Raw genomic sequence first — 25,776 nt, forward strand, 5'->3', positions numbered from 1 at the left:
CATGCAGACGCACTATCCGCCGACGCGCCGCGTCGATGCCGAAGACAAGGTGCGGGGACGTCCGCTGTACGCGGCCGACCGCCTGCCCGATGGCCTGCTGCACGCCGTGACCGTCGGCGCCACCATCGGCCGTGGACGGCTGGCGGCGCTGCACATCGATGACGCCGCGGCGATGCCCGGGGTGAGGCACGTGCTGACCCACGCCGACATGGCGCACGTGCAGCCGCCCGGCTTCGTCATGGGCGGCGGCTATGCGGTGCAGAGCCTGCAGCCGATGCTGGGCACGCGCATCGCCTATCGCGGCCAGCCGATCGCGCTCGTGGTGGCCGAGACACTCGAAGCCGCCTCGGCCGCGGCGCATGCCGTGCGCGCCGAGTACGCGCCCGATGCGTTCCGCGTGCAGATCGACGGGGCCCCGGAGTCCGACATCGTGGCCCAGCAGGGCTCGCCGCTGCCGCAGGCGATGTTCGCCGACCGCGTGGCCGGCGATGCCGATGCGGCCTATGCCGCGGCCGAGGTGCGGATCGACAGCCGCTTCACCGCGCCCGCCCAGCACCAGAATCCGATGGAACTGCTCGCCACGGTCGCCGAATGGCGCGGCGATCGTCTGGTCATTCACGAGGGCACGCAGAACAGCGGCGCCATCCGCCACGGCATCGCCCGCCAGCTCGGCATTCCGCCGGAGCGCGTGGAGGTGGTGTCGCCCCAGGTGGGCGGCGGCTTCGGGCAGAAGAACTCCCTGCAGGGGCAGACCGTGCTGGCGGCGGTCGCGGCACGCATCAGCGGTCGTCCGGTGAAGCTCGTGATCACGCGCGCCCAGACCTTCCACCAGGCGAGCTTCCGGCCCGCGTCGCGGCACCGGGTCCGCCTGGGTGCGACATCCGGCGGCCGGATCACCGCGGCGATCCACGAGGTCGACCAGCAGACCTCGCGCCACGATCTGTTTCCAGCGGTGTACGCCGACGTGACCTCGCGCTTCTACGGCGTGGCCAACTTCCGCGGCCGCGAACGGCTGGTGCGCACCGACGTGCAGACCCCCGGCTACATGCGCGCGCCCTACGAGCACACCGGCAGCTTCGCCTACGAAAGCGCGGTCGACGAGCTCGCCGTGCAGCTCGGGCTCGACCCGGTGCAGCTCCGGCTGGCCAACGACACCGCGACGGACCCGATTACGGGCAAACCGTTCTCGTCGCGTCATGTGCGCCAGACTCTGGAAGAAGGCGCGCGCCGCTTCGGTTGGGACCGGCGGTCGCCCACGCCCGGCTCGATGCGCACGCCGGCCGGCGACCTGCTGGGCATGGGCGTCGCCATCGGCCTGTACAAGGGCGCGACCGCCGCCGCGGGCGCGGTCCTCGAGGTCACCGCGGACGGCGCGGCGACGATCGCGGTGTCCGGGCACGAAATGGGCCAGGGCCTGCGGTCGACGATCGCCAACTACCTGGCCGACCGGCTCGCGCTGACACCCGGGCAAATCCGCATTTCCGTCGGCGAGCCCGGCCAGGTGGCCCAGCATCTGACCGCAGGCTCGTGGGGCACGGCCACCGCGTTGCGTGCCGCGGGCGAGGCAGTGGACACCCTGGCCGCGCAGCTGGGCGTGGTTGCGGCCGAGGTGGTGCGCGAACTGCACCGGCAGGGCCGCGCCAGCGCCCGGGTCGATGTGCGCAGCCGCGCGCCCGGCCAGCCGGAACAGGTGCTGGAACGCCTCGAGACCGGTCAGGTGGCCACGGTCGGCCCGGAGTATCCGGACTTCGTGACCATGAGCTCGATCGCGCATTTCGTCGAAGTGCACATCGCGCCGGGCACCCGCCGCATCCGCGTCGCACGGGTGGTCAGCATTGCCGACTGCGGCGCGACGGTGAGCCCGGTGACCGCCGCGAGCCAGGTGCGGGGCGGGGTCGTCTGGGGCATCGGCGGCACCCTGCACGAGATCAGCGAGTCCGACCCGCGCTTCGGCGGGTTTCTCAACGCCAGCCTCGAGGAATACGTCACCGCCGTGAACGCCGACATCGGGTCGATCGAGGTCGGCTTCGTGGGCATTCCCGATGCGCGCATCAACGGTGCGGGTGCGAAAGGTCTGGGTGAGGTGGTGATGGCCGGCGTCGCGCCCGCGATCGCCAATGCCGTCTTCCACGCGACGGGACGGCGCTACCGCGATCTGCCGATCCGCCTCGACCGGATGTTCGGGACCGCGTGAGTGCACGTGCGTCACGGCCGACACCACGCACCGGCGACAGCAGCGCGCTGCAGAGCGACAGCGCAGCGCCAGCGCAGCGCCACGCCGCGCGCCGTTCGCGCATGTCCGGATGAGCTTCCGTGGTCGGCAGCGTCGCCCGTCGCAGACGCACAGGCGCACGGTCGGCGCATAACCGGATGCCCGACAGCCGGCACCACGGCAGTGCGCAGGTCGAAATGCGACATCGCACATCGCCGCGTCGGGCGGGGCCACAGCACCGCACGCCGGCGCCGCCGTGAGGCGGTGGCGATGCACCAACCCCGATCGTTCGATGTCCATCCATGAAGGACCCCATGCCCCCCACGCAACCGACCGCACCCGACCGCTCGACCCGCACCGGACCCCGCCTGCTCGTCCCCTCCCTCGCGGGCCTCTACACGCGCGCGGAACCGATCGCCTACGCGCTGCTGCGCGTGGCGTTCGGCGTGTCGATCCTGACCCACGGCATTCCCAAGCTGCTCGGTCTGCCGCATGGTTCGATGGCCGACCCGATGGCGGGCACGACCCATCTGATCGGCAACGTCCTCAGTCTGCCGTTCGCACCGCAACTCGCGCTCTTCGTGGCCCTGCTCGAAACCTTCGGCGCGATCGCCCTTGCGATCGGACTGGGCACGCGGCTTCTCGGACTGGTCTTCACGGTGCAGATGATCGTCATCTGTTTTGCCATCGGGCCGACCTATCCCTGGATCGATCGCGGCATCGAGTACCCGATCATGCTGGGCTTCGTCGCCCTGCTCATCGCCATTCGCGGCGGCGGCCGGTACTCGCTCGACAGACGCCTGCGGGCCGAGCTCTAAGGAAGTGTTGAAAAACTGCTGTCACCCCCGCGAACGCGGGGATCCAGCGACTTCAAGTCTGTGGAGACGCAAGACGCTGGATTCCCGCGTTCGCGGGAATGACGGCCAAGGACGGACTTGTTCAGACCTTCCCTCTCGCAGCCGGGTTCGCGTTGCAGTGACGCGATACGCACGCGTGACTGCCGGATCACCGGACACCGCCACCGTATTGCGGCGACGGTGGAGACCCCGGAGGTGCGGGTCATGGCGGCACCAGCAAAAAAACTGATGTGCGCCGACGCGCGCGTGCTGGTACTCGCGTCGACGTGGCGGAGCGCGCCGCCGACCCGCTGGGGCAGACACTGGAACCACGGCGGACCGGTCGGGCGGCGACGGTCGACCCGGGTATCCGGATGTCGCGACCCCCGGGGCAGGCGTGCGACAAGGCGAGTCGCGTGCCGACCTGGCGTGTCGGCGCGCGCGATGGCCCACGACGCATGCAGGGATGACGCGCATCGGATGCCGGCGTCGTGCCCGCGCCCCACATCGGCGACGCCTTAAACATCGATTAACCCCGCTGTCGCAAGTTGGCATCGACCCCACCACCGACGCGCCGATTCCGTCGCGTTGCATTCCCCGAAGGGCAGCGACCATGCACACCTCGACGACCGCCGTGTTTCCCCGACGCCAGCGCACCACGCTGATCGCCGTCGCATCCCATCCCGCCGCACGCCCGGCGACCCTGGCCTGGACGGCCTGTCTGGCCATCGCGTCGATGTTCACACCGGTGACATCCACCGCGAATGCCGCCCCCGCGCAGGTGCACCCCAAACGCGACTGGGCACTGGCCGACATCCCGCCCCAGCACGGACGCATCGTGCTCGTGACCGGCGGCACCAGTGGCATCGGCTTCGAGAGCGCCAAGGCGCTCGCGGCCGCCGGCGCCAGCGTCGTGATCGCCGCGCGCAATTCCCGACGTGGCGCGGATGCGATCGCCGAGATCCGACGCGCCACACCGGGCGCCGACGTGCGGTTCGAAGTCCTGGACCTCGGCGATCTCGCCTCCGTGCGCGGCTTCGGCCAGCGCCTCCAGCGCAAGCTGCCGCGTCTCGACGTGCTGATCAACAATGCCGGCCTGATGGAACCGCCGACGCGCGGCGTCTCCGTCGATGGATTCGAGATCCAGTTCGCGGTCAATTATCTCGGGCACGTCGCGCTGACGTCGGCGGTGCTGCCTCTGCTGCGCAACGCCGATGCGCCCCGCGTCGTCACCCTGTCGAGCATCGCGGCGCGCGGCGGCGCGCTGCACTTCAACGATCTCCAGTTCGAAACCGGCTACGACGCCAGCGAGGCCTACAGCCAGTCGAAACTCGCGTGTCTGATGTTCGCGCTCGAACTGCAGCGTCGCAGCGATGCCGAGGGCTGGGGCATCACGAGCATCGCGTCGCACCCGGGCGTGTCGCGTACCGACCTGCTCGTCCACCATGCAGGTGCCAGCGGCTTCATCCGCCGGCGCCTCGCCTTCCTGTTCCAGCCCTCGGCCCAAGGTGCATTGCCGACGCTGTATGCCGCCACCGCGGCGACGGCCCGGGGCGGCGCGTACTACGGTCCGACGCGGCTGATGGAAACGCGCGGTCCGGTCGGCATCGCACGCGTGCCCGACGCCGCACGCAATACCGGCAACGCGGCCCACCTGTGGACGGTCAGCGAGTCGCTCCTCGGCGCACCGTTCGCGGCCGCGACACGCTGACCACCGGTCGATAGCCGCCGGCCGCGCCCGCGGTCGGCGTGTTCGAAGTACGCCCTCTCTCCTGTGGACACCCCCGTGTCCGCATTCGTCCCCTTGCGAGCCGACCATGCCCATTCCCCTGCGCCTACCCCGCCCCCTGCAGACCCTGTTCAACCTGCGCCGCGACGAAGTGCAGCCGGTCCTGATCGCGGCCGCGTTCTTCTTCTTCGTGCTGACCGCACTGATGTTGCTGCGTCCCGCGCGCGACGCCCTGGGCATGGAGCGCGGCATCGAGAGCATCCGCTGGCTCTTCATCGGCACGGCCGTGGTGACGCTGGCGGTGAACCCGGTCTTCGGCTGGCTGGTCAGCCGCCTGCCGCGGATGCAGTTCATCAGTGCGACCTACGGGTTCTTCGTGCTGAGCCTCGCCGGCTTCTGGGCGCTGCTGACATTCGCGCCCTCGGCGATCGGGCAGGCCAGCGGCAAGGTGTTCTACGTCTGGTTCAGCGTCTTCAATCTGTTCGCCACGATGGTGTTCTGGGCACTGCTGGCGGATCGCTTCAGCAGCGAGCAGAGCCTGCGCGTGTTCGGGCTGATCTCGGTCGGCGGCACGCTCGGTGCGATCTTCGGGCCCTGGCTCACGATGCAACTGGCCGAGCCCCTCGGCACGCCGAGCCTCCTGCTGGTTTCGGGGGGCTTCCTGGTGCTCGCGCTGGTCATGGCCTGGCGCCTGTCGCGCTTGCCGCTGCAGCCCGGCACGCGCGCGGCGCCGACCGACCGCGACACCGGACGGATCGGCGGCAGCGCATGGGCCGGCCTGCGCGCCGTGCTGCGCTCGCGCTATCTCAGCGGAATCGCCGGCTACATCCTGCTGATGACCGTGCTCGCGACGGTGATCTATTTCACGCGTCTGCAGATGGTGGCCGGCGTGGCCGACGACCTGGACGCGCGCGCCGCGCTGATGGGCAGCATCGACATGTGGACCCAGATCGTGGTGCTGATCCTGCAGCTCACGCTCACCGGCAAGCTCATCCAGCGCTTCGGCCTCGGCGTCGCCCTGGCGATCCTGCCCGTGGCCACGGCGCTGGGATTCATCGGCCTGGCGATCTACGGCTCGTTCGTCGTGCTGATCGTGCTCGAGGCCACCAACCGCGCCGTGCAGCGCGGCATCACCCGGCCCGCGCGCGAAGCCCTGTTCACCGTGGTCAGCCGCGAGGACAAATACAAGGCGAAGGCCGTCCTCGATACGTTCATGTACCGCGCGGGTGATGTCGTCGGGGCGCAGGCCGAAGGTGCGCTCGGTCGCCTGGGCATGGCCATGGGCGGACTGGTCAGCGTGGTCGTGCCGCTGGCCCTGGTCTGGGCCGCGCTGGGCCTGTGGCTGGGACGCATGCATGCGCGCGCCGACGCCGCGCCGGGTGTCCCGGACCACGACCCACCCGACCCCCGCCGACGCCGCGCCCGGTCATCTGCTCGGGCGCACGCCCGCACGCACGCCGGCCACCGTGCCCCGTTTCTGCCTTGAACCGTCTGGAGATCCCCATGACCCGTATAGCCCTCACCTGCGCCGCGCTGGCGTGTCTCGCGCTCCCCACCGCCGCCTTCGCGCAGTCGTCGCCCGTCCGCGAGCAGTGGACGCTCGGCATCGGCGCGGCTGCGATCGACAGCCCCTACGCCGGTGAAGGCAGCCGTGTGCGGCCCTTTCCGCTGATCGGCTACGAAGGCGAACGCGCATTTCTGCGCGGCCTCACCGGCGGCGTCCACGTCTACCGCTCGGGTGGATTCAGCGTGGATGCGATCGCCTCGGCCCGCCTGTACGGCTTCGACATCGCGGATCTCGGAGCCGCGGAGCTGCAGGCCAACGGCGTCGACCCGGCCCTCCTGCGCAATCGCCACGACGGCCTGGATGCCGGAGCGCGGCTGAGCTACGGCGGCACCTGGGGCGCGATCACGTTCGATGCGGTGCACGACGTCAGCGGCACCAGCGAAGGCTACGAGCTCGCGCTCGACTACCGCTACACCTGGCTGCTGGGGCGCGGCGCGCTGACCGCGAACGTGGGCACGAGCTGGATGTCCGACGATCTCGCCGGCTACTACTTCGGCACCCTCGATACCGAAAACGCGCGCGGCGTGACCGCCTACGCGCCCGGCTCGGCGACCGTGCCGCGTGTCGGGCTGACCGCCACGGTGCCGCTCGGCACCACGAAGTGGCAGCTGCTCGGATCGGTCGAGGTGCAGTTCCTGCCCGATGCGCTGCGCGACAGCCCCCTGCTCGGCGCCGACAGCGAGCGCTCGGGGCGATTCGTGCTCGGCCTGAGCCGACGCCTCTGACCGCCGGCGGCCCGCCCGCCACGCCCTTTCCACGCACCCGCGGAGACGCCCCATGCATGAGTTCCACGCCGCGCAGGCCTGTGCAGACCGTGCCCACGGCTATCACCGGCATCTCAATCCCGGCGAGTTACGCCTGGCCGCGCTCGCCGCCGGCTACGCGTCGGCACCTGACGACGACGACTTCCGCTATCTCGAACTCGGCTTCGGCCCGGGCGTGTCGGTCGGTTTCCACGCCGCCGCCACGGCGGGCACCTATTGGGGCACCGACTCGAATCCCGGACATGCCGAACGTGCGCGGTCGCTGGCCGCCGCATCCGGCGCCCAAACCCACCTGTCCGATGACGCGTTCTGGGAATTCGCGATGCGCCGCGACCTGCCGGACTTCGACTACATCGCGCTGCATGGCGTGTGGAGCTGGATCACCGACGAGAGCCGGGAGGTGATCGTCGATCTGATCCGCCGCAAGCTCAAGCCCGGCGGCATCGCCTACGTCAGCTACAACACCGCACCCGGCTGGGCGCCCTACGTGCCGGTGCGCCAGCTGATGGCGTTGTTCGCAGCGCGTGCGGACACGGCTTCCGCGGCCTCCGGGGCGTTGCGGTTCGGCGCCGAAGTGATCAGTGCCGGCGCCGACGACGGACACGCCGTGCCCGATCTGGCCCGGCATCTCGACGCTGTGGAAGCAGCCGGTCATGGCGAGCGCATCGACGCCTATCTGTCCGGCGACTGGACGCTGTCGACGTTCTCCGAGACGGCCGCGCATCTCGCCGGCGCGCGTCTGACCTTCGCCGGCTCGACCCGACTGCTCGACAGCGTCGAGGCCTTCGGCTTCACGCCCCGCAGCCGGCAGCTGCTGGACCGCATCGACGATCCCCTGCTGCGCGAGACCACGAAGGACGTGCTGACCAACGCACGCGTGCGCAGCGACGTCTACATCAAGGGCGGCCGACCGATGAGCGACGAGGCGCTGAGCGCGCAGTGGGCGTCACAGCTGTTCGTGCTGACCACGCATGCCAGCGAGATGCCCGCGCACGTCCTGCTGCCGCCGGGCGTGATCAGTCTCCGCGATCGCGTGCCCGGCCACGTCATCGCGGCCCTGGCCGAAGACGACTACGCACCGAAGACGATCGCCCAGCTGTGTGCGCATCCACGCCTGGCCCGCGCGAGCGCCGACGACGTCATCGCCGCGATGCTGCTGCTGGCGGGCACCGGCCATGCACGCGCCGCGCAGCATCCGAGCGCGGCGATCGTGGACCGTTGCCACACCCTCAACCGTCACGTGCGTGCACGCGCCCGGATGGGCGATCCGGTCGAGTACCTGGCATCGCCGGTGACCGGCGGCGCGATCGACGTGTCGCGGGTCGTGCTGCTGTTCCTCGACGCGGTCGAGCAGGGTCGCGACACGGTGCAGAGCCTGGCCCGGTATCTGCGCCGCTATCTGAACGCCGGCGATGCCGCCGCGCGCCCGGATGCGGCCCCGCACGGTCCCCGTGTCGAAGGCGGCGATGTGGTCGAGTCGATGGCCGAACATTTCCTCACCGCGACGCTGCCGATGCTTCGCGCATTGCGCGCGGTCTGAGCGTGCCGACGCCACGTGGCGCGTCCGTGTCCGTATCCGGTTCAGCCCCTTCCCCCCCCACGCGGTGCCACGGCACCGCCGCACACCCCCCCACCCCAGAGGACATCCCCATGCTCGACCCGATCCGCTCCACCCGCGCCGTCCAGCCGGCTCCGTCCCTGTTCGCGACCGACGGCGTCCGGCCCGTCCGGCGCGACGTCAGCCCCTTCCGCCACGAGCAGCAACGTCGCCTGGCGGCGGTCGGCCTGCTGCTCGGCGGTGTGCTCGCGGCCAGCAGCGCCTTCGCGCAGACCGCGCCGGATCCGGACTGGACCACGGCCGACATGCCGTCCCAGGCCGGGCGCATCTTCGTGGTGACCGGCGGCACCAGCGGCATGGGCTACGAGGACGCCCGTGCGCTGGCGGCCGCCGGCGCCGAGGTCGTGATCGCCGCGCGCAATCCGCAGCGCGGCGACGAGGCCATCGGGCGTATCCGCGCCGAGGTGCCCGATGCCCGCGTGCGCTTCGAGGCGGTCGACCTGGCGGACCTGAGCTCGGTGCGCGCGTTCGGCCAGCGGCTCGGCGCCACCCTGCCGCGGGTCGACGGCCTCATCAACAATGCCGCGATCATGGCGCCGCCCGAGCGCGGCACCTCCGTCGATGGTTTCGAGCTGCAGTTCGCCACGAACTACGCCGGGCATTTCGTACTGACCGCCGAACTGCTGCCGCTGCTGCGCAGGAGCGAGGCCCCGCGCGTGGTCACGCTGTCGAGCGTCGCGATCCATCGCGGCGGCATCAACTTCGACGATCTGCAATCCACGGTGTCCTACCAGCCGATGATCGCTTACGCGCAATCGAAGACCGCCTGCCTGATGTTCGCGCTCGAACTGCAGCGCCGCAGCGACGCGAACGGCTGGGGCATCCAGAGCATGGCCGCGCATCCGGGCGTCGCGGTGACCGAGCTGGTGGCCCGTGGGCCGGGCCTGGAGAGCGAGCAGGGCCGGCAGTGGTCGGCCATGCGCGAGCACCTGCAGACCGCGGCGCAGGGCGCGGTGCCCACGCTGTACGCGGCCACCGCGCCCGAGGCCCGCGGCGGCCAGTACTACGGACCGACGGGGCCCAACGAGGTCAGCGGGCCGCTCGGCCTGGCCACGGTGCCGGCCAGCGCCAGCGATCCGGCGGCGGCGGCCCGGCTGTGGACGCTGACCGAAGACCTGACCGGCACGCGGTTCCGCTGAGCCGGCCTTCGCCCCCACCCGCCGGGCGTCCCACGGACGCCCGGCGCCAGGAGACGCGTGCGATGAAGATGTCGGACACCACCATCCTGATCACCGGCGGCACGTCCGGGATCGGCCGCGAACTCGCCCGGCAGCTGCGGGCGATGGGCAATACCGTGATCGTGACCGGACGCGATCCGGAGCGGCTGCACGCGGCCCGCACCGTCGACGGCCTGCATGCGTTCTACGCCGATGCCGGCGATCCCGAGTCGCTGCGCATCCTGCACCGCCGCGTGGTCCGCGACTTTCCGGACCTCGCCATCCTGATCAATGCGGCCGGCCTGATGCGGACGCTCGATCTGCGCCGGGACGGGCCCTCGCTCGAGGACCTCACGCGCGAAATCCAGGTCGACCTCAAGGGGACGATCTGGATGAACGCCCTGTTCCTCCCCCACCTCATGCGCCGCGAACGCGCCGCGATCCTCAATGTCTCGTCGGCACATGCCTTCGTGCCCCTGCCGATCGCGCCGATCTACAGCGCCGCGAAGGCGGGCCTCCACGCCTATACGCGCTCGCTGCGGATGCAGTTGAGCGGCACCGGCGTCGCGGTGTTCGAACTGGCGCCGCCCGCCACCGACACCCCGCTGTATCGCGCCGTGCACGGTCCGGCCCACGACCGCGTCACACGGCCGATGCCGGTCGAGGCGCTGGCCACCGAGGCCATCGAAGCCATGCAGGGCGACCGGCTGGAGATCCGTCCGGGCCTGGCCGACGTGCTCAAGCTGATGGGCCGATGGGCACCGGAGCTGGCGATGCGCCCGATGCGCGGCGCCGTGCGTCGGATGCAGGCGCCGTCCGCGCCCGACACCGGGCATGCGAGACACGACGAGGCGGCCGGCACCGGTGCAGTGCGGCGCGTACCGGGCACTCAGGCGTAGAGCACGCTCCGTGCGTCGTCCTCGACGATGGCGTGCGGCACGAAGCGCGCGGTGTCGCGGGTGATCGGCGAATCGTCCTCGCGGATGCCGATGCCGCAGGCGGCGTCGCCGACGATCCAGCTGCCGACCATCGGGAAGTGGCCGTCGAACGCCGGCAGCGGATGCAGCGCCTGGCGAATGCACGGCCCGGCGTACGGACCGGCGTTTTCGATCCAGCGGCCGTCGTCCATGTGCATCGCGACATTGGCGCCCTCGCGCGAATGCAGCGGCTTGCGCACCCAACCGGGCGGCAGTGCGCTGCCGTCGTCGAACGCGGCGGCCAGCAGGTTGGGATGGCCGCGATGCCGCTCCCACAGCAGCGGCAGCACGCCCTTGTTGCTCAGCAGCGCCTTCCACGGCGGCTCGAGCAGACGCAGGCCGGAGCCCGGCAGCGCGCGGCCGAAGTCGTCCTCGAACAGGTCTTCGAGCGGATACAGCTTGAACAGCGTGCCGATGACGCAGTCGTCGGGATCGGTGAAGCGCCCGTCGTCCGACAGGCCGATGTCCTCGAGCGCGACCGGGGCGCCGTGCAGATGCGCCTGCGCCGCGCAGTCGCGCAGGTACTCCACCGTGCCCTGGTCTTCCTCGGAACCGCGCATCGCCGCGAACACCAGCGGCGGCGGCAACTGCGCCGACAGCGCGCCGAAGCGGTCCACCAGCTGCTCGTGGATCGAATTGAACTGATCGGCCGTCGCCGGCAGGCGACCGGATTCGCGCTGGTCCTCGAGCCACTGCCACTGGAAGAACGCGGCTTCGAACAGCGAGGTCGGCGTGTCGTAATTGAGCTCGTAGAGCTTGGCCGGGCCTTGGCCGTCGTAGGCGAAATCCAGGCGTCCGTAGAGATGGCCCTCGCGGCGGCGCCAGCTCTCGGCGATCCAGTCGCGGACGGGTTCGGGAATGGCGAGCCGCTGCATCAGCGCCTCGCTGGCGGCGATCTCGTCCACCAGCGCCAGCGCCATCTGGTGCAGCTCGGCGCTGGGATCCTCGAGATCGTGTTCGATCTGCTGCAGGGTGAACGCGTAGTAGGCGCGTTCGTCCCAGTAACGCTGACCGTCGATGGTGTGGAAACGAAAGCCGCTGTCGGCCGCGCGCGCGCGCCAGTCTCCGCGCTCGACGATCGGAACGCGGCGCATCAGCCGCCGGCGCTGCTGCGGTTGCGGCCCGAGGCGCCGAAGCCGCCGCGGTTCACCGTCGTCGCGCGGTCGGGCGTCGCGGTCACCGGGGTCAGGCCGGCGCGGCCCGCGGCCGGGGCGCCGGTCGAGCGCAGCCAGCCGTTGCTGTTGTCGCGGAACGCCGGCGCGGCCTGCGCCTGCGGCGCCATGCCCGGGCGGTTGCGACCCATCATCTGCGAGAGAAAGAACCCGGTCATCAGCGGGCCGATGAAGGAATGGCCGGTCGAGGTGCGCTGCTCGGCGCATTGCTCGGCCGGGTAATCGCGTTCGCATTCGGCGCGGCTCGCATAACGCGGCGCGGCGTCGGCCGCCTGCCGTTGCGCGTGCTCGGAGGCGGCGCGGCAGGTGGCGGCATCGCCGGTGGCCTCGGCGCAGCGCTCGACCGAGGTGTAGAGGCCTTCCTGGACCGCGTCCGGCTGTCCGGTCGGCGGACCCGGCTCGCAGGCGGTGAACAGCAGCGGCGCGGCGCCCATCAGCAGCAGGGCGGTGGTCTTGGAACGCTTCATGCGTGGAGTTCCGGTCGGGTCCAGCCGGACATGATGCCCGGCGCGCGCAGCGCGGGCAAAACACGGGACGCATCGGCCGGGCGCGCACGCCGGCGCCGCCGCCGCGGGGCGCGATGCGCCACGAAAAAGGCGGCCCACGGGGGGCCGCCTCCGGAACGCACGCGGTCGGACGAGGACACCACGTGCGGCCCCGTGCCCGGAGGCGCCGCACGCGGCGCCTCGCGCGCTGCACTTACGGCATCAGCACCGTGTCGATCACGTGGATCACGCCGTTGCTCTGGCGCAGATCGGCGGCGGTCACCGTCGAGGTGCCGCCCTTGGCGTCGGTCAGCACGACGTTGCCGCCGTCGACGCGCGCGGTCAGCGTGCCGCCCTGCACCGTGGTCAGCGTGGCGCTGCCGCCGCCGACTTCGATCTGCCGGGTCAGCTCGGCCGCGTCGACGTTGCCGGCGACCACGTGATAGGTCAGCACCGAGGTCAGCTGGTCCTTCGCGGCCGGCTCGAGCAGGCCGTCGACGGTGCCTGCCGGCAGCTTGTCGAACGCGGCGTTGGTCGGGGCGAACACGGTGAACGGGCCGGTGCCCTTCAGCGTGTCGACGAGGCCGGCGGCCTGGACCGCGGCCACGAGCGTGGTGTGGTCGGGCGAGGCGATCGCGCCGTCGACGACGTCACCACCGGCGGCGGCCGGTGCGTCGGCCACGGCGTCGGGGGCGGCCATGGTGTCGGCGGGCGTCGCCGTGTCGGTGGCGGCCGGGGCCGGCTCGGTCATCGCGGTCTCGGCCGCGGTGTCCTGCTGGCAGGCGGTGAGCGCGAGCGACGCCAGCAGGCCGGCGGTGAGCAGATGCAGTTTCATGGGAAGCTCCTTGTGGATGGATCGAACGGGGAAAGCCACGGCAACACCGGCCGCAGCGCGGCACGTGGAGGCGTTTACGGGACGAGATGCGGAATCGGATTCATCACGGATTCGTCACGTGGCGCGGCCGCGCCGCCGTACACTTGCCCGCCGTTTCCCACAGGCGTGGCCATGGCCCCCAACGCGACGATCTACAAGGCCGAACTGCAGATCAGCGACATGGACCGGCAGTACTACGCCGAGCACAACCTCACCCTGGCCCAGCACCCGTCGGAAACGCCGGTGCGTCTGATGGCGCGGCTGATCGCCTTCGTGCTGTTCGCCGACGAGCGGCTGGAGTTCGGGCGCGGCCTCAGCAACGAGGACGAGGCCGACCTGTGCCGGCGGGATTACGCCGGCGACATCGAACACTGGATCGATCTCGGCCAGCCCACCGACACCCGCATCCGCAAGGCCGCGGCGCGCGCTCGTGACGTGGCGGTGATCAGCTACAGCGGCGGCAGTGCGGCGATCTGGTGGGAGAAGAACGCAGCCGTGTTGTCGCGGCTGAAGAATCTCACCGTGATCGACCTCGACCCCGATGCGCTGGACGCGGCGACCGCACTGCTCGAGCGCAGCATGCGCCTGACCGCGCTGATCCAGGACGGCGAGCTGCAGCTGATGAGCGACAAGGCCAGTGTCGCGATGACGCCGCGCGTGCTGCTGGCGCCGAAATCCGCGTCCGACTGAGCGCGCCGCGCGGCTGCGCATGGCGCAGCGGAACACGGTGGGCGATGCAGCGCACGCGCGGAGATGACGGCGCCGAAGACGGCGCGGGCCTGTTGCCGGCGGCCCTGTGCGATTGCGTCCGCGTGGCGTTCGGCGCGGGACGCCGATCGGCGCATGGGTCGCCCGTCGGGTCTCAGCCTGCGGCCAGCAACCGCCACGCCAGCCACAGCGGCACGCCGGCGTAATACAGCCAGCGTGCGGTGTGCTCGAGACGCAGACGCAGGCCGCTGGCGCGCGACGGCCAGCGCGCGGCCACGAGCAGGCAGACCGGTTCGATCGTCAGACGCAGCGCCGCGGCGAACAGCATCAGGCCCAGCGACCACGCCGCCCACCAGATCGCCAGCGCGGTGAACCACGCGCCGGCGCCGAAGGTCTGCCATTCGCCGAAGGCGCCGCCGAACGCGATGATCTGGTGCAGACGGAATGCCACGAGGGCCGGCAGCAGCGGAAACAGGCCGAACTTCAGCGCGGGATGGTCGAGCGTCGGACGTCGCGCAGCGCCGCGCGCGTCGGCGTAACGCCCGAGCGCCGTGTCGTGGTCCACGGTCGCGTCCATCGGTACGCCGCCCGCCTGCAAGGCGTCGCGCAGCGCGCGCGGATGCGGCGTCGCCAGCGTGGCGGGCCAGCGGCGTCCGGAGGCCAGTTCGAGCCGCAAGCCGGCCAGCGGCCACGGCCATCGCCAGGCGCGCAACGCCGAGATCGCCGCCACCGGCACTTCGATACGCCGACGCCGCTGCGTCAGGTGCAGATGCGCGCCGTCGATCGTCATCCGCGCGCGGCCGTGATGCAGCACCGCGCCGGCGACCAGCAGCGGCAGCACGACGACGCACCCGAACACCTGCAGCTGCGCCAGCGCGACGACCTGCAGGCCGGTCCGCTGCAGCATGTCGAACGCCAGCCAGGCCAGGCCCGCTGCCGCGATCGCATGCAGGGCGATCAGCAGACCGCGCCGCCGCGGTGACAGCAGATACACCGTCGGCGCGGCCGGCGCGTTTCGCGCCGGGTGCAGGCGCCGCGATACCGCACGCACCGCGATCGCGCCCGCCCACACCCCCCACACCGCGAGCGCCGCGCGGCCGACCCAGTCGCCCCAGCGCACCATCAGCGTCGGCGGCGGTGCCTGCGCGTGCACGAATGCGGTCAGCACGGCCTGGTCGCCCATCGCCGTCTGCGCCTGCACCGCGCCGGTGTCGTCGATGACCGCCGACAGGCCGTTCGTGGTCACCCGCACCTGCGGCAGCCGCGTCTCGATGCTGCGGAACGCGGCCACGGCGAGATGCAGCCGCGCGCCGAGCGGGTGGCCGGTGAACCAGGAATCGTTCGACATGCCGACAATCGCCTGCGCGCCCAGCCGTGCACCGTCGATCGCCAGCTGCGGATGCACGTCGTCGAGACAGATCAGCGGCACCACGTCGATCTCGCGCCCGTCGCGGCTGCGCAGGGGCATCACGCGTGCGCCGTGTCCCGGCTGCCAGCTGCCCGTCCACGGCAGCCACGCGCGCAGGCGCGGCCCGTCGAGCCAGCGCGGCACGTGTTCGGTGAACGGAAACGGATGGGTCTTGCGGTAGGCACCGATCAGACCGCGCCCGGGTTCGACGAACATCGCCGCGTTGTACTCCCCGTCGGCCTCGCGGTCGTAGGCGCCGAACACCAGCGGCACGCCCGCGGTCTCGACGAAGGCCTGGATCTCGGCATCGATCAGCGCGCCGTCCTCGCTGCGCGGCTGGCCGAAGGTGGTGGGATAGACGGTCTCCGACCACAGCAGCACATCGGCCTGGTGGTCGCGCAGCGCCGACCACGACAGCGCGTAGTGCGTGTCCAGCACATGGCGCACCACGCCGTAGGCCCCGATCTCGCGACGCAGCCGCTCGTAGTCGGTGATGCTCGCCTGCACCATCGCCACGCGCAGCGGTGGCGCCGACGGCACGGGCGCCGCCTGCAGCGCGCCCAGGCGCCATGCGCCATAAGCGGCCAGGGCCGCCACCAGCGCCGCGCCGGCGAGCAGCGGCGGCGCCCAGGTCCGTGCGCCGCCCTGCCGGCGCGCCAGCGCGCAGGCGATCGCGTCGTTGACCAGCAGCAGGAGCAGGGTCAGCCCCGCGGCCCCGCCGAGATCCGCGCCCTGGCGCAGCAGCGTCGCGCCGTGCAGGCCGTGGCCGAGCGTGTCGCCGAACAGCTTGGGCAGCGCCGCCTCGCAGGCCACCCACGCCGCCGCCGACGCCAGCGCGCGCAACGCGAATCCGTGGCGGCGCGCGACCAGACGGCGCGCGATGGCGTAGGCGATCAGCTGGGGCTGCAGCAGCGGCGCCAGTGCGAGCAGTACGGCCGTCGCCGGCACGACGCCGACGTCGATGTAGGCCGCGATGGCCGCGCCGAACCAGCCCAGCACCGCGGCGACGAAGGCCACCGCCATCGCCGCGCCCGACAGCAGCGCGGCGCGCAGCCCGCGCCCGCCATCCAGCGCCCACAACCACGGCACCAGCGCGACGAAGCCCAGCGCCCAGGCCTGCGGCACGCGGGCGTAGATCGCGAACGCCGTCGCCGACAGCAGGATGCCGCCCGCGTGGCGCAGGCCGGCGCGGCGGTGCGACGCGAGGTTCACCGCCTGGGAATCCGGTCGTCCGGACTCACTGCCCCGGAATGCGGACCTGGCGCAGCGGCAGCCCGGGCGGCGCGAGTTCGGCGGTCACCACCCGGTTGTCGGGCATGTCGACCGGCTGGCCATTGGCGTCGGTCAATGCGAAGTCGGGCGCGAACATCAGGATGGGCTCGATCGGCTGGCCGTCGTCGGTGGCCTGATGGTGGCGCACGTAGCCCTCGGGCAGCTCGAAATCCTCGGGCACCGCCAGACCCTCCAGCGGCGGGCTGGTGCCGGGCGGGTTGAACGCCGCGATGCCGGTGTGCACGCCGGCCTCGTTGAGCGCGGTGATCAGTTCGGCGCCGGTCGGCTCGGGATCGCCGGGATGGAAGTACGCGGCGATGTCGTTGCGGTCGTCGCCGGGCAGCGGCCGCGCCTTGCCCACCGCGGCCATCGCGGTCGCGGCATAGCCGGGGCGCGCACCGGCCTGGACGGCGGCCGGTCCACGCGGCGCGGCATCGCCCACGACGGCCGCGGCGTCGGGTGTGCTCAGGCGCCACAGGGCGAGGCCACCGACGACCGCGACCGCGGTCGCCGCCAGCATCCAGGTCGACGTGCGCCCGCGCGCGGTATCGGTGATGTGGATGCCGTCGGCGTCCGGGCGGCTCGGGGTACGGGATGCGGTCACGGGTGTCTCCTCGGATGCGCTCACGGGGTGGCCGGGTTGTAGACCGACAGCGCCCAGCCCATGCGCTCGTGGCCGAACTGGTTCCAGATCGGGCTGCGGCCGTTGCTGAAGCTGCTGTAGCGCGCCGCGCCGGTGCCGGTGCTGCCGCCCCAGAGGCCGGCACTGACCGTGCCGCCGGTGTAGGTGGGATGGACGTCGTCGGACTGGATGTAGTCGTAGGAACTCTGCGCGCCGACGAACTTGGTGTTCGCATCGCGCAGCGTGCCGCGCAGGGTCACGGTGATGCGCTGCAGATAGCTGGCCTCGCTCTCGCCGGGCACCCAGCGCAGCGCCTCGGAATCGACGATGCCGTCGCCGTTGCTGTCGAAGTCGGCGCCCATGTACTGGGCGAAGCTGTCGGCGCACTGGAAGCCCTTCTGCCGTGCGTATTCGCACATCCAGTAGTTCATCCGCGACAGCGCCGGCAGGAAGCGGTCGCGCAGGTTGACGGTCTGCCCGGTGCCCGCGTCGCGGCACGCGCTCTGCACGTTGTCGGCGGCGTAACCCGGGTAGTAGACGTTGGAGATGATCTTCAGCCGCGTGTTGGGATGCGCATTGGCGTTGATGTAGTCCATCGACTGCGCGACGTAGGTCCTGCACGCATTCACGGCCGCCTCGAGCCCGGCGTAGCTGCAGGTGCCGGTCTGCGACTTGAACGCGGTACGCGCCTGCAGGCCGTCGTTGCCGCACATCTCGAACGTCACCACACGCGTGGACGCAGCCTGCATGTACGAACGCTCGGCGACGATCTTGTTCTCGTACACGTCGCGCGCGACCGCGCCGGATTTGGTGCGGCGGATGGTCTCGATGTCGGCGTTCCAGCGCGCGGCCAGGTATTCGCCGTTGACCGTCGGCGCCGAGTAGCGCGCGGCATTGCTGACCGAGCCGTTGTAGCCGGCGTAGATCGAATCGCCATAGGCCACCAGGCGGTACTTCGCGGTCGTGCCCGGGCGGTCGATCGTCCACGAGACGTTCTGGTTGAGCGTGTTGGCCGCGGCGGGCGCGCACAGCGCCATCAGCACGGCGACGGGCAGCGCACGACACGCCGCGTTGCGGAACCGGATCTGCATCCTGTTTCCCCTTCGACTGTGTCCGCCGGAGCGGCTGCTCCCGGCGGTGACGCACATCGAACTCCAACTGCCGCGACCGGAACCGGCCGTTGGCCGGTGCCCCCCGTGTCGTCGCGCACCGGACGCTAGCGTACGGCGCAGCGGCGCGCATTCTGCGCTGCAACAGGCGCGCGGCCGGAATCGGCGCGCACACACGTGGGCCGGGGCACCAACGCCGGCATCGCGCAGCGCGCCCACTTGATCCGGATCAATGCCTCGCCGCGCGCGGACGCGCAGGCTGAGGTCGTCCGACACGAGGGAGTGGCGATGATGGAACGCACCATGAAAGCCGCCGTGGTCCGCGCGTTCGGCGCGCCGCTGGTGATCGAGGAGGTCGCGGTGCCACGCCCGGGACCGGGCGAGCTGCTGGTCAGAATCGAAGCCTGCGGCGTCTGCCATACGGATCTGCACGCGGCCGAAGGCGACTGGCCGGTCAAACCGGCGCCGCCCTTCATTCCCGGCCACGAAGGCGTCGGGCACGTGGTCGCCGTCGGCGGCGGCGTGCGTCATGTGCGCGAAGGCGACCGGGTCGGCGTGCCCTGGCTGTATTCGGCCTGCGGCCACTGCACACACTGTCTCGGCGGCTGGGAGACGCTGTGCGAATCCCAGCGCAACACCGGCTATTCGGTCAACGGCGGATTCGCCGAGTACGCGCTCGCCGATGCCGCGTACGTGGGCCATGTGCCCGCGTCGATCGGCTTCGTCGAGATCGCGCCGATTCTCTGCGCCGGGGTCACCGTCTACAAGGGACTCAAGGTCACGGATACCAAACCCGGCGACTGGGTGGTGATCTCCGGCATCGGGGGCCTCGGCCACCTGGCGGTGCAGTACGCGCGCGCCATGGGCCTCAACGTCGCGGCCGTGGATGTGGACGACGCCAAGCTGCAACTCGCCAGGCGCCTCGGCGCGACGGTGACGGTCAATGCGGCGACGACGGATCCGGTGGCGCAGCTGAAACAGGACATCGGCGGCGCGCACGGCGCGCTGGTCACCGCGGTGTCGCCCAGGGCCTTCGAGCAGGCGGTCGGCATGGTGCGGCGCGGCGGCACGGTGTCGCTCGTCGGACTGCCGCCGGGCACGTTTCCGCTCGACATCTTCGGCCTGGTGCTCGGCGGGGTGACCGTGCGCGGCTCGATCGTCGGCACGCGCCTGGACCTGCAGGAGTCGCTGGCCTTCGCGGCACGGGGCCAGGTGCGCGCGACCGTGGCCACCGAGCGGCTGGAGGCCATCAACGACGTGTTCGCGCGCATGCACGCCGGCACGATCGAGGGCCGCATCGTGCTCGACTTCGCCGCATGAGTGCAGCGTCGCGCTGGCTCACATCCGCGCGACGCGGAAACGCCGGCCCTTGATCTTGCCGCCCTGCAGGTGGCCCAGCGCGCGGCCGACCTGGCCGCGTGCGATGGCGACGTAGCTGCGCGTGGCGAAGACGTCGATCTTGCCGACCGCGTCCTTGTGCAGGCCGGCATCGCCGGTCAGTGCGCCGACGATGTCGCCCGGGCGCAACTTGTCGGTGCGGCCGGCATCGATGCGCAGTGTGACCATCGGCGCGGCCGGCACGTCGCTGCCCTTGCCGCTGAGCGGCAGCAGCTTTTCCCAGCGCAGCGGCGCCCCGAACTGCGCCTCGACCAGCGCGGTGCGCGGCAGTTCGCGCGGGGTGACCAGGCTCAGCGCCAGGCCCGTGCGCCCGGCGCGTCCGGTGCGCCCGATGCGGTGCACGTAGGTGTCGACGTCGTGCGGCAGCTCGTAGTTCACCACCGCGCCGATGTCCTCGACATCGAGCCCGCGCGCGGCGACGTCGCTGGCCACCAGCACGTTGCAGCTGCGGTTGGCGAAACGCACCAGCACCTCGTCGCGGTCGCGCTGCTCCATGTCGCCGTGCAGCGCGAGCGCATCGAACCCGTAGTGCGCGAGCGAGCCGGCGACCTCGTTGACGTCGGCGCGGGTGTTGCAGAACACCACCGCCGAGTCCGGGCGATGGCGCAGCAGCAGCGCGGCCAGCAGCGGCGCACGGCGCGCCGGCTCGACCTCGTGGAAGATCTGTTCGATCTTCGGCGCGGGCGCGCCGCCCTCGACGCCGATCTGCAGCGGCTCGCGCAGCATCGCGGTGCCGAGATCTCGGATCCCGTCGGGAAACGTGGCCGAGAACAGCAGGCCCTGGCGCGTCGGCGGCACGCGCTTGACGATGTCGCGGATCGGCTCCTCGAAGCCCATGTCGAGCATGCGGTCGGCCTCGTCGAGCACCAGCGTGCGCACGTGGCGCAGGTGCAGCGCCTTCTTCTTCGCCAGCTCCTGGATGCGCCCCGGCGTGCCGACGACGACATGCGGCGGATGGGTCAGCGACGCCAGTTGCGGGCCCAGTGGAATGCCGCCACAGAGCACCGAGACCTTGAGATTCGGAATGCCGAGCGCGAGCTTGCGCAGCTGCTTGCCGACCTGGTCGGCCAGCTCGCGCGTCGGGCACAGCACCAGCGCCTGGGTCTCGATCAGCGCCGGGTCGATCCGGTGCAGCACGCCGAGGCCGAAGGCCACGGTCTTGCCGCTGCCGGTGGGCGCCTGGGCCAGCACGTCGCGGCCGTCGAGGATGGGCGGCAGGGCCTGCGCCTGGATCGGCGTCATCGCGGTGTAACCCAGGGCATCGACGCCCTGCAGCAGGGCGGGCGTCAGCGCGAGGCTGGAGAATTCGGTGGAGGCGGTCATGCGTGCATGATCGCAGGTGGCGCGGCCCACCGGTCACTGGCCGCGACCGGCACCGCAGCGCGCGTTCGCGCAGGCGCGCCCCTGGCGACCGCTAGACTCGGCCACGGCTGACACGGGAGATGCCGCGCATGGTCGCGCACGGACCCTTCGAACGGACACACGCGGATCGCTCTGCACGCGGCCGGTTTGCATGCGTCGGCGGGTGCCTCGCGGCACTGCTGCTCACGGTCGGCGTCGGGGAGCCGGTCCAGGCAGCCGGCCCCGGCAACCGCGCCGAAGCGACCGCGATCATCGCCGACATGCGCCGGGTCGTGACCGACATGGGCGTGGAACGGCTGGAGACGGTCCGCATCGGCGGTATCGACCAGTGGGTGTCGATCCGCGGCCACGACCGGCGCAATCCGGTGCTGCTGATGCTGCACGGTGGCCCGGGCTGGGTGTCGATGCCCACCAGCTGGTACTTCCAGCGCGGATGGGAGGAGTACTTCACGGTCGTGCAGTGGGATCAGCGCGGCGCCGGCAAGACCTATCGGGCACACGACCCCGGAGTGATCGGCCCGACGATGACGCTGGACCGCATGGTCGCCGATACCGAGGAGATGGCGGACTGGCTGCGCCGCGAATTCGGCAAGGAACGGATCTTCGTGCTCGGCCATTCCTGGGGCAGCTATCTGGGCCTGCAACTCGCCCGCTCGCGCCCGGAGTGGCTGCACGCCTACATCGGCATCGGCCAGATGACCGACGCACCGGAAAGCGAGCGCCGGGGTTGGGCATTCGCGTTCGAGCAGGCCGAGCGCGACGGGAACGCGTCGGCCCTGGCCGAACTGCAGGCGATCGCACCGTACGCCGAAGGCACCGAGGGTGTGACGCTGGCGGATCTGATGGTGCAACGGCGGTGGCTCAACCATTACGGCGGCATGGTCCACAACCGCACCGGCGGCCAGGCCGAGGCCGCTGCGATCGCCCTGTCGCCGGAATACACCGATGCCGACCTCGCCGCGGTCTGGACCGCCAACCGGTTCTCGATGGACCGGCTGCTGGCCCAGGTGCTGACCTTGGATCTGCGCGAGATCGACCGGCTCGAGGTGCCGCTGCTGCTGTTCCTCGGGCGGCACGACCACAACGTGTCCTCGTCGGTGGCGGCGGAGTGGTTCGAGCAGGTGCAGGCCCCGTCGAAGCGACTCGTCTGGTTCGAGCAGTCCGCGCACGAGGTCATGAACGAGGAACCCGGCAAGACGCTGGTCTCGCTGGTGCAGCACGCGCGGCCCATCGCCGAGCGCGCCGGGGACGTGCCGCCACGCTGAGCGCGACGTGATCGCGCCCGGCACGGCGCTCCGGAAACGACGAGGCCCGGGCATGCCCGGGCCTCGTGCGACCGCCGGCGGTCGACCTCAGCCGGCTTTCTTCGTCACGATCCACTGGTCCACGCGACGCTCCAGCAGGTCCAGCGGCATCGCGCCGCCGCCGAGGATCGTGTCGTGGAAGCCGCGGATGTCGAAGGCCTCGCCCAGCTCGGCCTCGGCCTTCGCGCGCAGCTGCTGGATCTTGATCATGCCGACCTTATAGGCCGTGGCCTGACCGGGCATGATCAGGTAGCGGCGCACTTCCGAGCGGATCGCGGCCTCGGGAATCGACGCGTTCTGCTGGAAGTACTCGACCGCCTGCGACTCGGTCCAGCCCTTGGCGTGCAGGCCGGTATCGACCACCAGGCGGATCGCGCGCCACATCTCCGACATCAGCCGGCCGTACTCGGAGTAGGGGTCCTCGTAGGTGCCCGGCATTTCCTTGGCCAGCCACTCGGAATACAGGCCCCAGCCTTCCGCGTAGGCGGTGCTGAAGTACTGGGTGCGGAACGTCGGCACGCCCTCGAGCTCCTGCGCGATCGAGATCTGCATGTGATGCCCGGGCAGGCCCTCGTGATAGGCGATCACCTCGAGTTCGGTCTTCGGCATCGCGCCCATGTCCGACAGATGCGCGTAGTAGATGCCCGGACGCGCGCCGTCCGGCGTGCCCGGGAAGTAGTGCTGGGCGGCGCCGTCCTGTTCGCGGAAGGCCTCGACCCGGCGCACTTCCAGATCCGCTTTCGGCAGCAGGCCGAAGTACGCGGGCAGATGCTGCTTGATGTTGGCGATCGCCTCGCTGGCGCCGTCGATGTAGGCCTGACGGCCGGCATCGGTATTGGGAAAGCGGAACTGCGGGTCGGTATTGATGAACGCGAAGAACGCGGCGAGATCGCCGTCGAAACCGACCTGCTGCTTGATCGCCTCCATCTCGCCGCGCAGACGCACGACCTCGTCGAGGCCGAGCTGGTGGATCGCGTCGGCGCTCATGTCGGTGGTGGTGTTCTCGCGCAGCTGATGGGCGTAGTACGCGGCGCCGTCGGGATGCGTGGTGCCCACGCCGGCCGGATTCTCCAGTGCGTTCGGCCGCTCGCGCTCGCTCCAGGCGATGACGCGCTCGTAGGCGGGTTTGACCTGTTCCAGCAGCGCGGTGCGGGCTTCGGCCTTGAGCGCATCGGCGCGCGCGGCGTCGATCGTGCCGGCCTCGACCAGGGCCGCCGCCTTGGCCTCCAGGTCCGCCCACAACGCGCTGGGCGCGCCGTCGTCGAACGGCGCGCCGGCGATCACCTTGCGCGACTGGTCGATCACGCCGTCGAACGCGAACCTGGGCGGCCGGATGCCACGGGCGGCCGACGCCTCGCCGCGCGCGATCAGCTGGTCCAGCAGCCGCGGCGCGGCGTTCAGACGGGCGATGTAGGCGGTGTAGTCCTGTTCGGTGTCCACCTTGTGGAAATTGATCAGGAACGTCGGCAGCAGGCTGTGCATGCCGTTCATCTGGTCGAAGGCGTACTGGTCGGCGATGAACGCCGCGCCGTCGCGCGCACTGTCGTACTGGCGTTTCCACAGATCCCAGGACAGGCGGGTTTCGTCGTCGAGCGCATCGCGGTCGAAGGTCGATTCCATGGTCTCGACCGAGGTCTTGAGCCACGCGAGACGCCGGGCATCGGCTTCCGGCGAGGCGTCGTCGAGCTCGTCGTAGCGGTCCTTGCGGCCGAGCACCGTCATCTGCAGCGGACTGAGCTGGAGCAGTTCCTCGTACTGGGCATCGAACCAGGCGTTGAGCCGCGCGGATTCACTCTCCGCCTGCTGCGTGGTGGTGGCGCCGGCGGGCGTGTCGGACGCCCCCGGGGCGCAGGCGGCCAGTGCCAGGGCGAGGGCCAGGGTGCTGCAGGCGAGAACGGGGCGCATCGACAACTCCATCGAACGGTTCGATCCGCCATTCTGCGCGGCCGCGGTGCCGCGCGCCCCTGCTGGATGTCACGGCGGGGGAGCACGCGGCGGGTGGACGCGGAATGAACGCCCGCTGCATGCCACCGGGCGACATGGCGTCTTTTTCACCGCCGTCGCACGAGGGCCGCCGTAGCGTTCGCGTCCAGACAGCAGCAGCGCTGCGGCTCCCGCCCTCCCGATCCCATGCGCCGCACTGCAGGACCTCCCCCATGTCGCCCTCCAATCGCCAGCAACAGCAGTTGAGTCCGTCGAGCTCCGGACAGCGCCCGATCGACAGCGACGAGGCGCTCGCCGCGCGGTTCCAGGACGGCCTGCTGCAGGCGCCCTACTACTCGGTGGGCCGCCTCTGGGACGACTACCTGCCGGCCTACCGGTTCGGTCAGCGCAGCCAGCGCCGGCATTCCGGCCTGCGCTTCGACGATGTCGAGCGCCAGCTCGAGCGCGAGTGGGACACCGCACGCGGTGCGTCCCGTCTGGGCTGGGTGGAGGCGCGCGGCGCGGTCGAGGACGCCTGGACCCGCTCCGAACTCGGTCAGACCTATGTGGCCTCGGACCAGCATGAAGCCGAATCGTCCGACGATCGAAGCTGAATGCACCGACGGGCGCCGCGCTACCATAGCGCTCCCCCGGCCGTGACCACTCCCATGCGCGATTCCAACGACGACACCCGCCACGGCGTGAGCCGCGCCGACGCGGAATCCGCGGTCCGTACCCTGCTGCGCTGGGCCGGCGAAGACCCCGAACGCGAGGGCCTGCTGGACACCCCGCGACGCGTCGCCGAGGCCTACGGCGAGTGGTTCGGTGGCTATGCGATCGATCCCGACGCCTATCTCGCCCGCACGTTCGAGGAGGTCGAGGGCTACGACGAGATGATCGTACTGCGCGACATCGAGTACGAAAGCCATTGCGAGCACCACATGGCGCCGATCATCGGCCGGGTGCACGTCGGCTATCTGCCCGCGGGCCGCGTGGTGGGCATCAGCAAGCTCGCGCGCGTGGTCGAGGCCTATGCCAAGCGCTTCCAGGTGCAGGAGAAGATGACCGCGCAGATCGCGGGCTGCATCGAGCGCGCGCTGGCGCCGCTGGGCGTCGGTGTCGTCGTCGAGGGCGCGCACGAGTGCATGACCACCCGCGGCGTGCACAAGCGCGGCGTGAGCATGGTGACCTCGCGGATGCTCGGCAGCTTCCGCGACGACGCGCGCACCCGCGCGGAGTTCCTGCGGTTCGTGGAGTCCGGCGCGCCGCGGCGCTGAGT

At 71.2% G+C, this 25,776-nt stretch carries 21 protein-coding genes; 13 read left to right on the forward strand and 8 right to left on the reverse strand.

Annotated elements, in window-relative coordinates; genetic code table 11:
* Position 1 precedes the first annotated feature (1 nt).
* The 8 genes from PQS31_RS08025 to PQS31_RS08060 all read left to right on the forward strand — a co-directional run bounded on the left by PQS31_RS08025 (position 2) and on the right by PQS31_RS08060 (position 10,782).
* Positions 2-2,194, forward strand: coding sequence for a xanthine dehydrogenase family protein molybdopterin-binding subunit (locus PQS31_RS08025; RefSeq protein WP_272762184.1), 2,193 nt, complete (start codon positions 2-4; stop codon positions 2,192-2,194).
* Positions 2,195-2,526: 332 nt separating this feature from the next.
* The gene (locus tag PQS31_RS08030; protein ID WP_272762185.1) at positions 2,527-3,030 is read left to right on the forward strand and encodes a DoxX family protein; all 504 of its coding nucleotides are present in this window, start codon (positions 2,527-2,529) and stop codon (positions 3,028-3,030) included.
* A 631-nt stretch (positions 3,031-3,661) separates the two neighbouring features.
* Positions 3,662-4,759: an SDR family oxidoreductase gene (locus PQS31_RS08035; protein ID WP_272762186.1), complete on the forward strand. Its 1,098-nt coding sequence runs from the start codon at positions 3,662-3,664 to the stop codon at positions 4,757-4,759.
* 106 nt (positions 4,760-4,865) lie between these two features.
* Positions 4,866-6,263 carry an MFS transporter gene (locus PQS31_RS08040; RefSeq protein WP_272762187.1) on the forward strand — a complete coding sequence of 466 codons (1,398 nt, stop codon included), beginning with the start codon at positions 4,866-4,868 and terminating at the stop codon, positions 6,261-6,263.
* Positions 6,264-6,280: 17 nt separating this feature from the next.
* Positions 6,281-7,069, forward strand: a complete 789-nt coding sequence (locus tag PQS31_RS08045) for a MipA/OmpV family protein (protein ID WP_272762188.1) — start codon at positions 6,281-6,283, stop codon at positions 7,067-7,069.
* A 52-nt stretch (positions 7,070-7,121) separates the two neighbouring features.
* Complete coding sequence (locus tag PQS31_RS08050; RefSeq protein ID WP_272762189.1) at positions 7,122-8,648, forward strand: class I SAM-dependent methyltransferase; 1,527 nt, start codon at positions 7,122-7,124, stop codon at positions 8,646-8,648.
* Between the two features lie 110 nt (positions 8,649-8,758).
* Positions 8,759-9,865, forward strand: a complete 1,107-nt coding sequence (locus PQS31_RS08055) for an SDR family oxidoreductase (RefSeq protein ID WP_272762190.1) — start codon at positions 8,759-8,761, stop codon at positions 9,863-9,865.
* A gap of 62 nt (positions 9,866-9,927) precedes the next feature.
* Positions 9,928-10,782 (forward strand): SDR family NAD(P)-dependent oxidoreductase, encoded by an 855-nt coding sequence (locus tag PQS31_RS08060; RefSeq protein ID WP_272762191.1) that lies wholly within the window; start codon positions 9,928-9,930, stop codon positions 10,780-10,782.
* On the opposite strand, the gene PQS31_RS08065 is transcribed toward PQS31_RS08060, so the two are convergent.
* The 3 genes from PQS31_RS08065 to PQS31_RS08075 form a co-directional block, all read right to left on the reverse strand.
* Positions 10,773-11,954, reverse strand: a complete 1,182-nt coding sequence (locus PQS31_RS08065; protein WP_272762192.1) for a glutathionylspermidine synthase family protein — start codon at positions 11,952-11,954, stop codon at positions 10,773-10,775. The genes PQS31_RS08060 and PQS31_RS08065 overlap by 10 nt on opposite strands.
* Complete coding sequence (locus PQS31_RS08070) at positions 11,954-12,499, reverse strand: DUF1190 domain-containing protein (RefSeq protein WP_272762193.1); 546 nt, start codon at positions 12,497-12,499, stop codon at positions 11,954-11,956. Before PQS31_RS08070 ends, PQS31_RS08065 begins: the two co-directional genes overlap by 1 nt.
* Positions 12,500-12,731: 232 nt before the next feature.
* Positions 12,732-13,217: a fasciclin domain-containing protein gene (locus PQS31_RS08075; RefSeq protein ID WP_272762521.1), complete on the reverse strand. Its 486-nt coding sequence runs from the start codon at positions 13,215-13,217 to the stop codon at positions 12,732-12,734.
* Between the two features lie 306 nt (positions 13,218-13,523).
* Between PQS31_RS08075 and PQS31_RS08080 the strand changes: the two genes are divergently transcribed.
* Complete coding sequence (locus PQS31_RS08080; RefSeq protein ID WP_272762194.1) at positions 13,524-14,081, forward strand: YaeQ family protein; 558 nt, start codon at positions 13,524-13,526, stop codon at positions 14,079-14,081.
* Positions 14,082-14,253: 172 nt separating this feature from the next.
* On the opposite strand, the gene lnt is transcribed toward PQS31_RS08080, so the two are convergent.
* Genes lnt through PQS31_RS08095 form a run of 3 tightly spaced genes read right to left on the reverse strand, consistent with a single transcriptional unit; the run spans position 14,254 to position 18,492 of the window.
* Positions 14,254-16,719 carry an apolipoprotein N-acyltransferase gene (gene lnt / locus PQS31_RS08085; RefSeq protein WP_272762195.1) on the reverse strand — a complete coding sequence of 822 codons (2,466 nt, stop codon included), beginning with the start codon at positions 16,717-16,719 and terminating at the stop codon, positions 14,254-14,256.
* A gap of 25 nt (positions 16,720-16,744) precedes the next feature.
* Positions 16,745-17,383, reverse strand: a complete 639-nt coding sequence (locus tag PQS31_RS08090) for a hypothetical protein (RefSeq protein WP_272762196.1) — start codon at positions 17,381-17,383, stop codon at positions 16,745-16,747.
* A 20-nt stretch (positions 17,384-17,403) separates the two neighbouring features.
* A complete protein-coding gene (locus PQS31_RS08095; protein ID WP_272762197.1) occupies positions 17,404-18,492 on the reverse strand; it encodes a hypothetical protein in 1,089 nt (362 codons plus the stop codon).
* A gap of 309 nt (positions 18,493-18,801) precedes the next feature.
* Between PQS31_RS08095 and adhP the strand changes: the two genes are divergently transcribed.
* Positions 18,802-19,830, forward strand: coding sequence for an alcohol dehydrogenase AdhP (adhP, locus tag PQS31_RS08100; protein ID WP_272762198.1), 1,029 nt, complete (start codon positions 18,802-18,804; stop codon positions 19,828-19,830).
* 18 nt (positions 19,831-19,848) lie between these two features.
* Here adhP and dbpA read toward each other — a convergent pair whose 3' ends face one another.
* On the reverse strand, positions 19,849-21,231 hold the full coding sequence (dbpA, locus tag PQS31_RS08105) for an ATP-dependent RNA helicase DbpA (RefSeq protein ID WP_272762199.1): 1,383 nt from the start codon (positions 21,229-21,231) through the stop codon (positions 19,849-19,851).
* 299 nt (positions 21,232-21,530) lie between these two features.
* On the opposite strand from dbpA, the gene PQS31_RS08110 reads away from it, so the two are divergent.
* Positions 21,531-22,535 carry an alpha/beta hydrolase gene (locus tag PQS31_RS08110; protein WP_272762200.1) on the forward strand — a complete coding sequence of 335 codons (1,005 nt, stop codon included), beginning with the start codon at positions 21,531-21,533 and terminating at the stop codon, positions 22,533-22,535.
* Positions 22,536-22,622: 87 nt separating this feature from the next.
* Here the strand turns inward: PQS31_RS08110 and PQS31_RS08115 are convergent, their stop codons facing one another.
* On the reverse strand, positions 22,623-24,479 hold the full coding sequence (locus tag PQS31_RS08115; protein WP_272762201.1) for a DUF885 domain-containing protein: 1,857 nt from the start codon (positions 24,477-24,479) through the stop codon (positions 22,623-22,625).
* Positions 24,480-24,730: 251 nt separating this feature from the next.
* Between PQS31_RS08115 and PQS31_RS08120 the strand changes: the two genes are divergently transcribed.
* Together PQS31_RS08120 and folE are read left to right on the forward strand one after the other, a co-directional pair.
* The gene (locus PQS31_RS08120; RefSeq protein ID WP_272762202.1) at positions 24,731-25,111 is read left to right on the forward strand and encodes a hypothetical protein; all 381 of its coding nucleotides are present in this window, start codon (positions 24,731-24,733) and stop codon (positions 25,109-25,111) included.
* A gap of 54 nt (positions 25,112-25,165) precedes the next feature.
* Complete coding sequence (gene folE / locus PQS31_RS08125) at positions 25,166-25,774, forward strand: GTP cyclohydrolase I FolE (protein ID WP_272762203.1); 609 nt, start codon at positions 25,166-25,168, stop codon at positions 25,772-25,774.
* Positions 25,775-25,776 lie beyond the last annotated feature (2 nt).

This window comes from Luteimonas sp. BLCC-B24, assembly GCF_028550595.1.
Classification (GTDB): Bacteria; Pseudomonadota; Gammaproteobacteria; order Xanthomonadales; family Xanthomonadaceae; genus Luteimonas.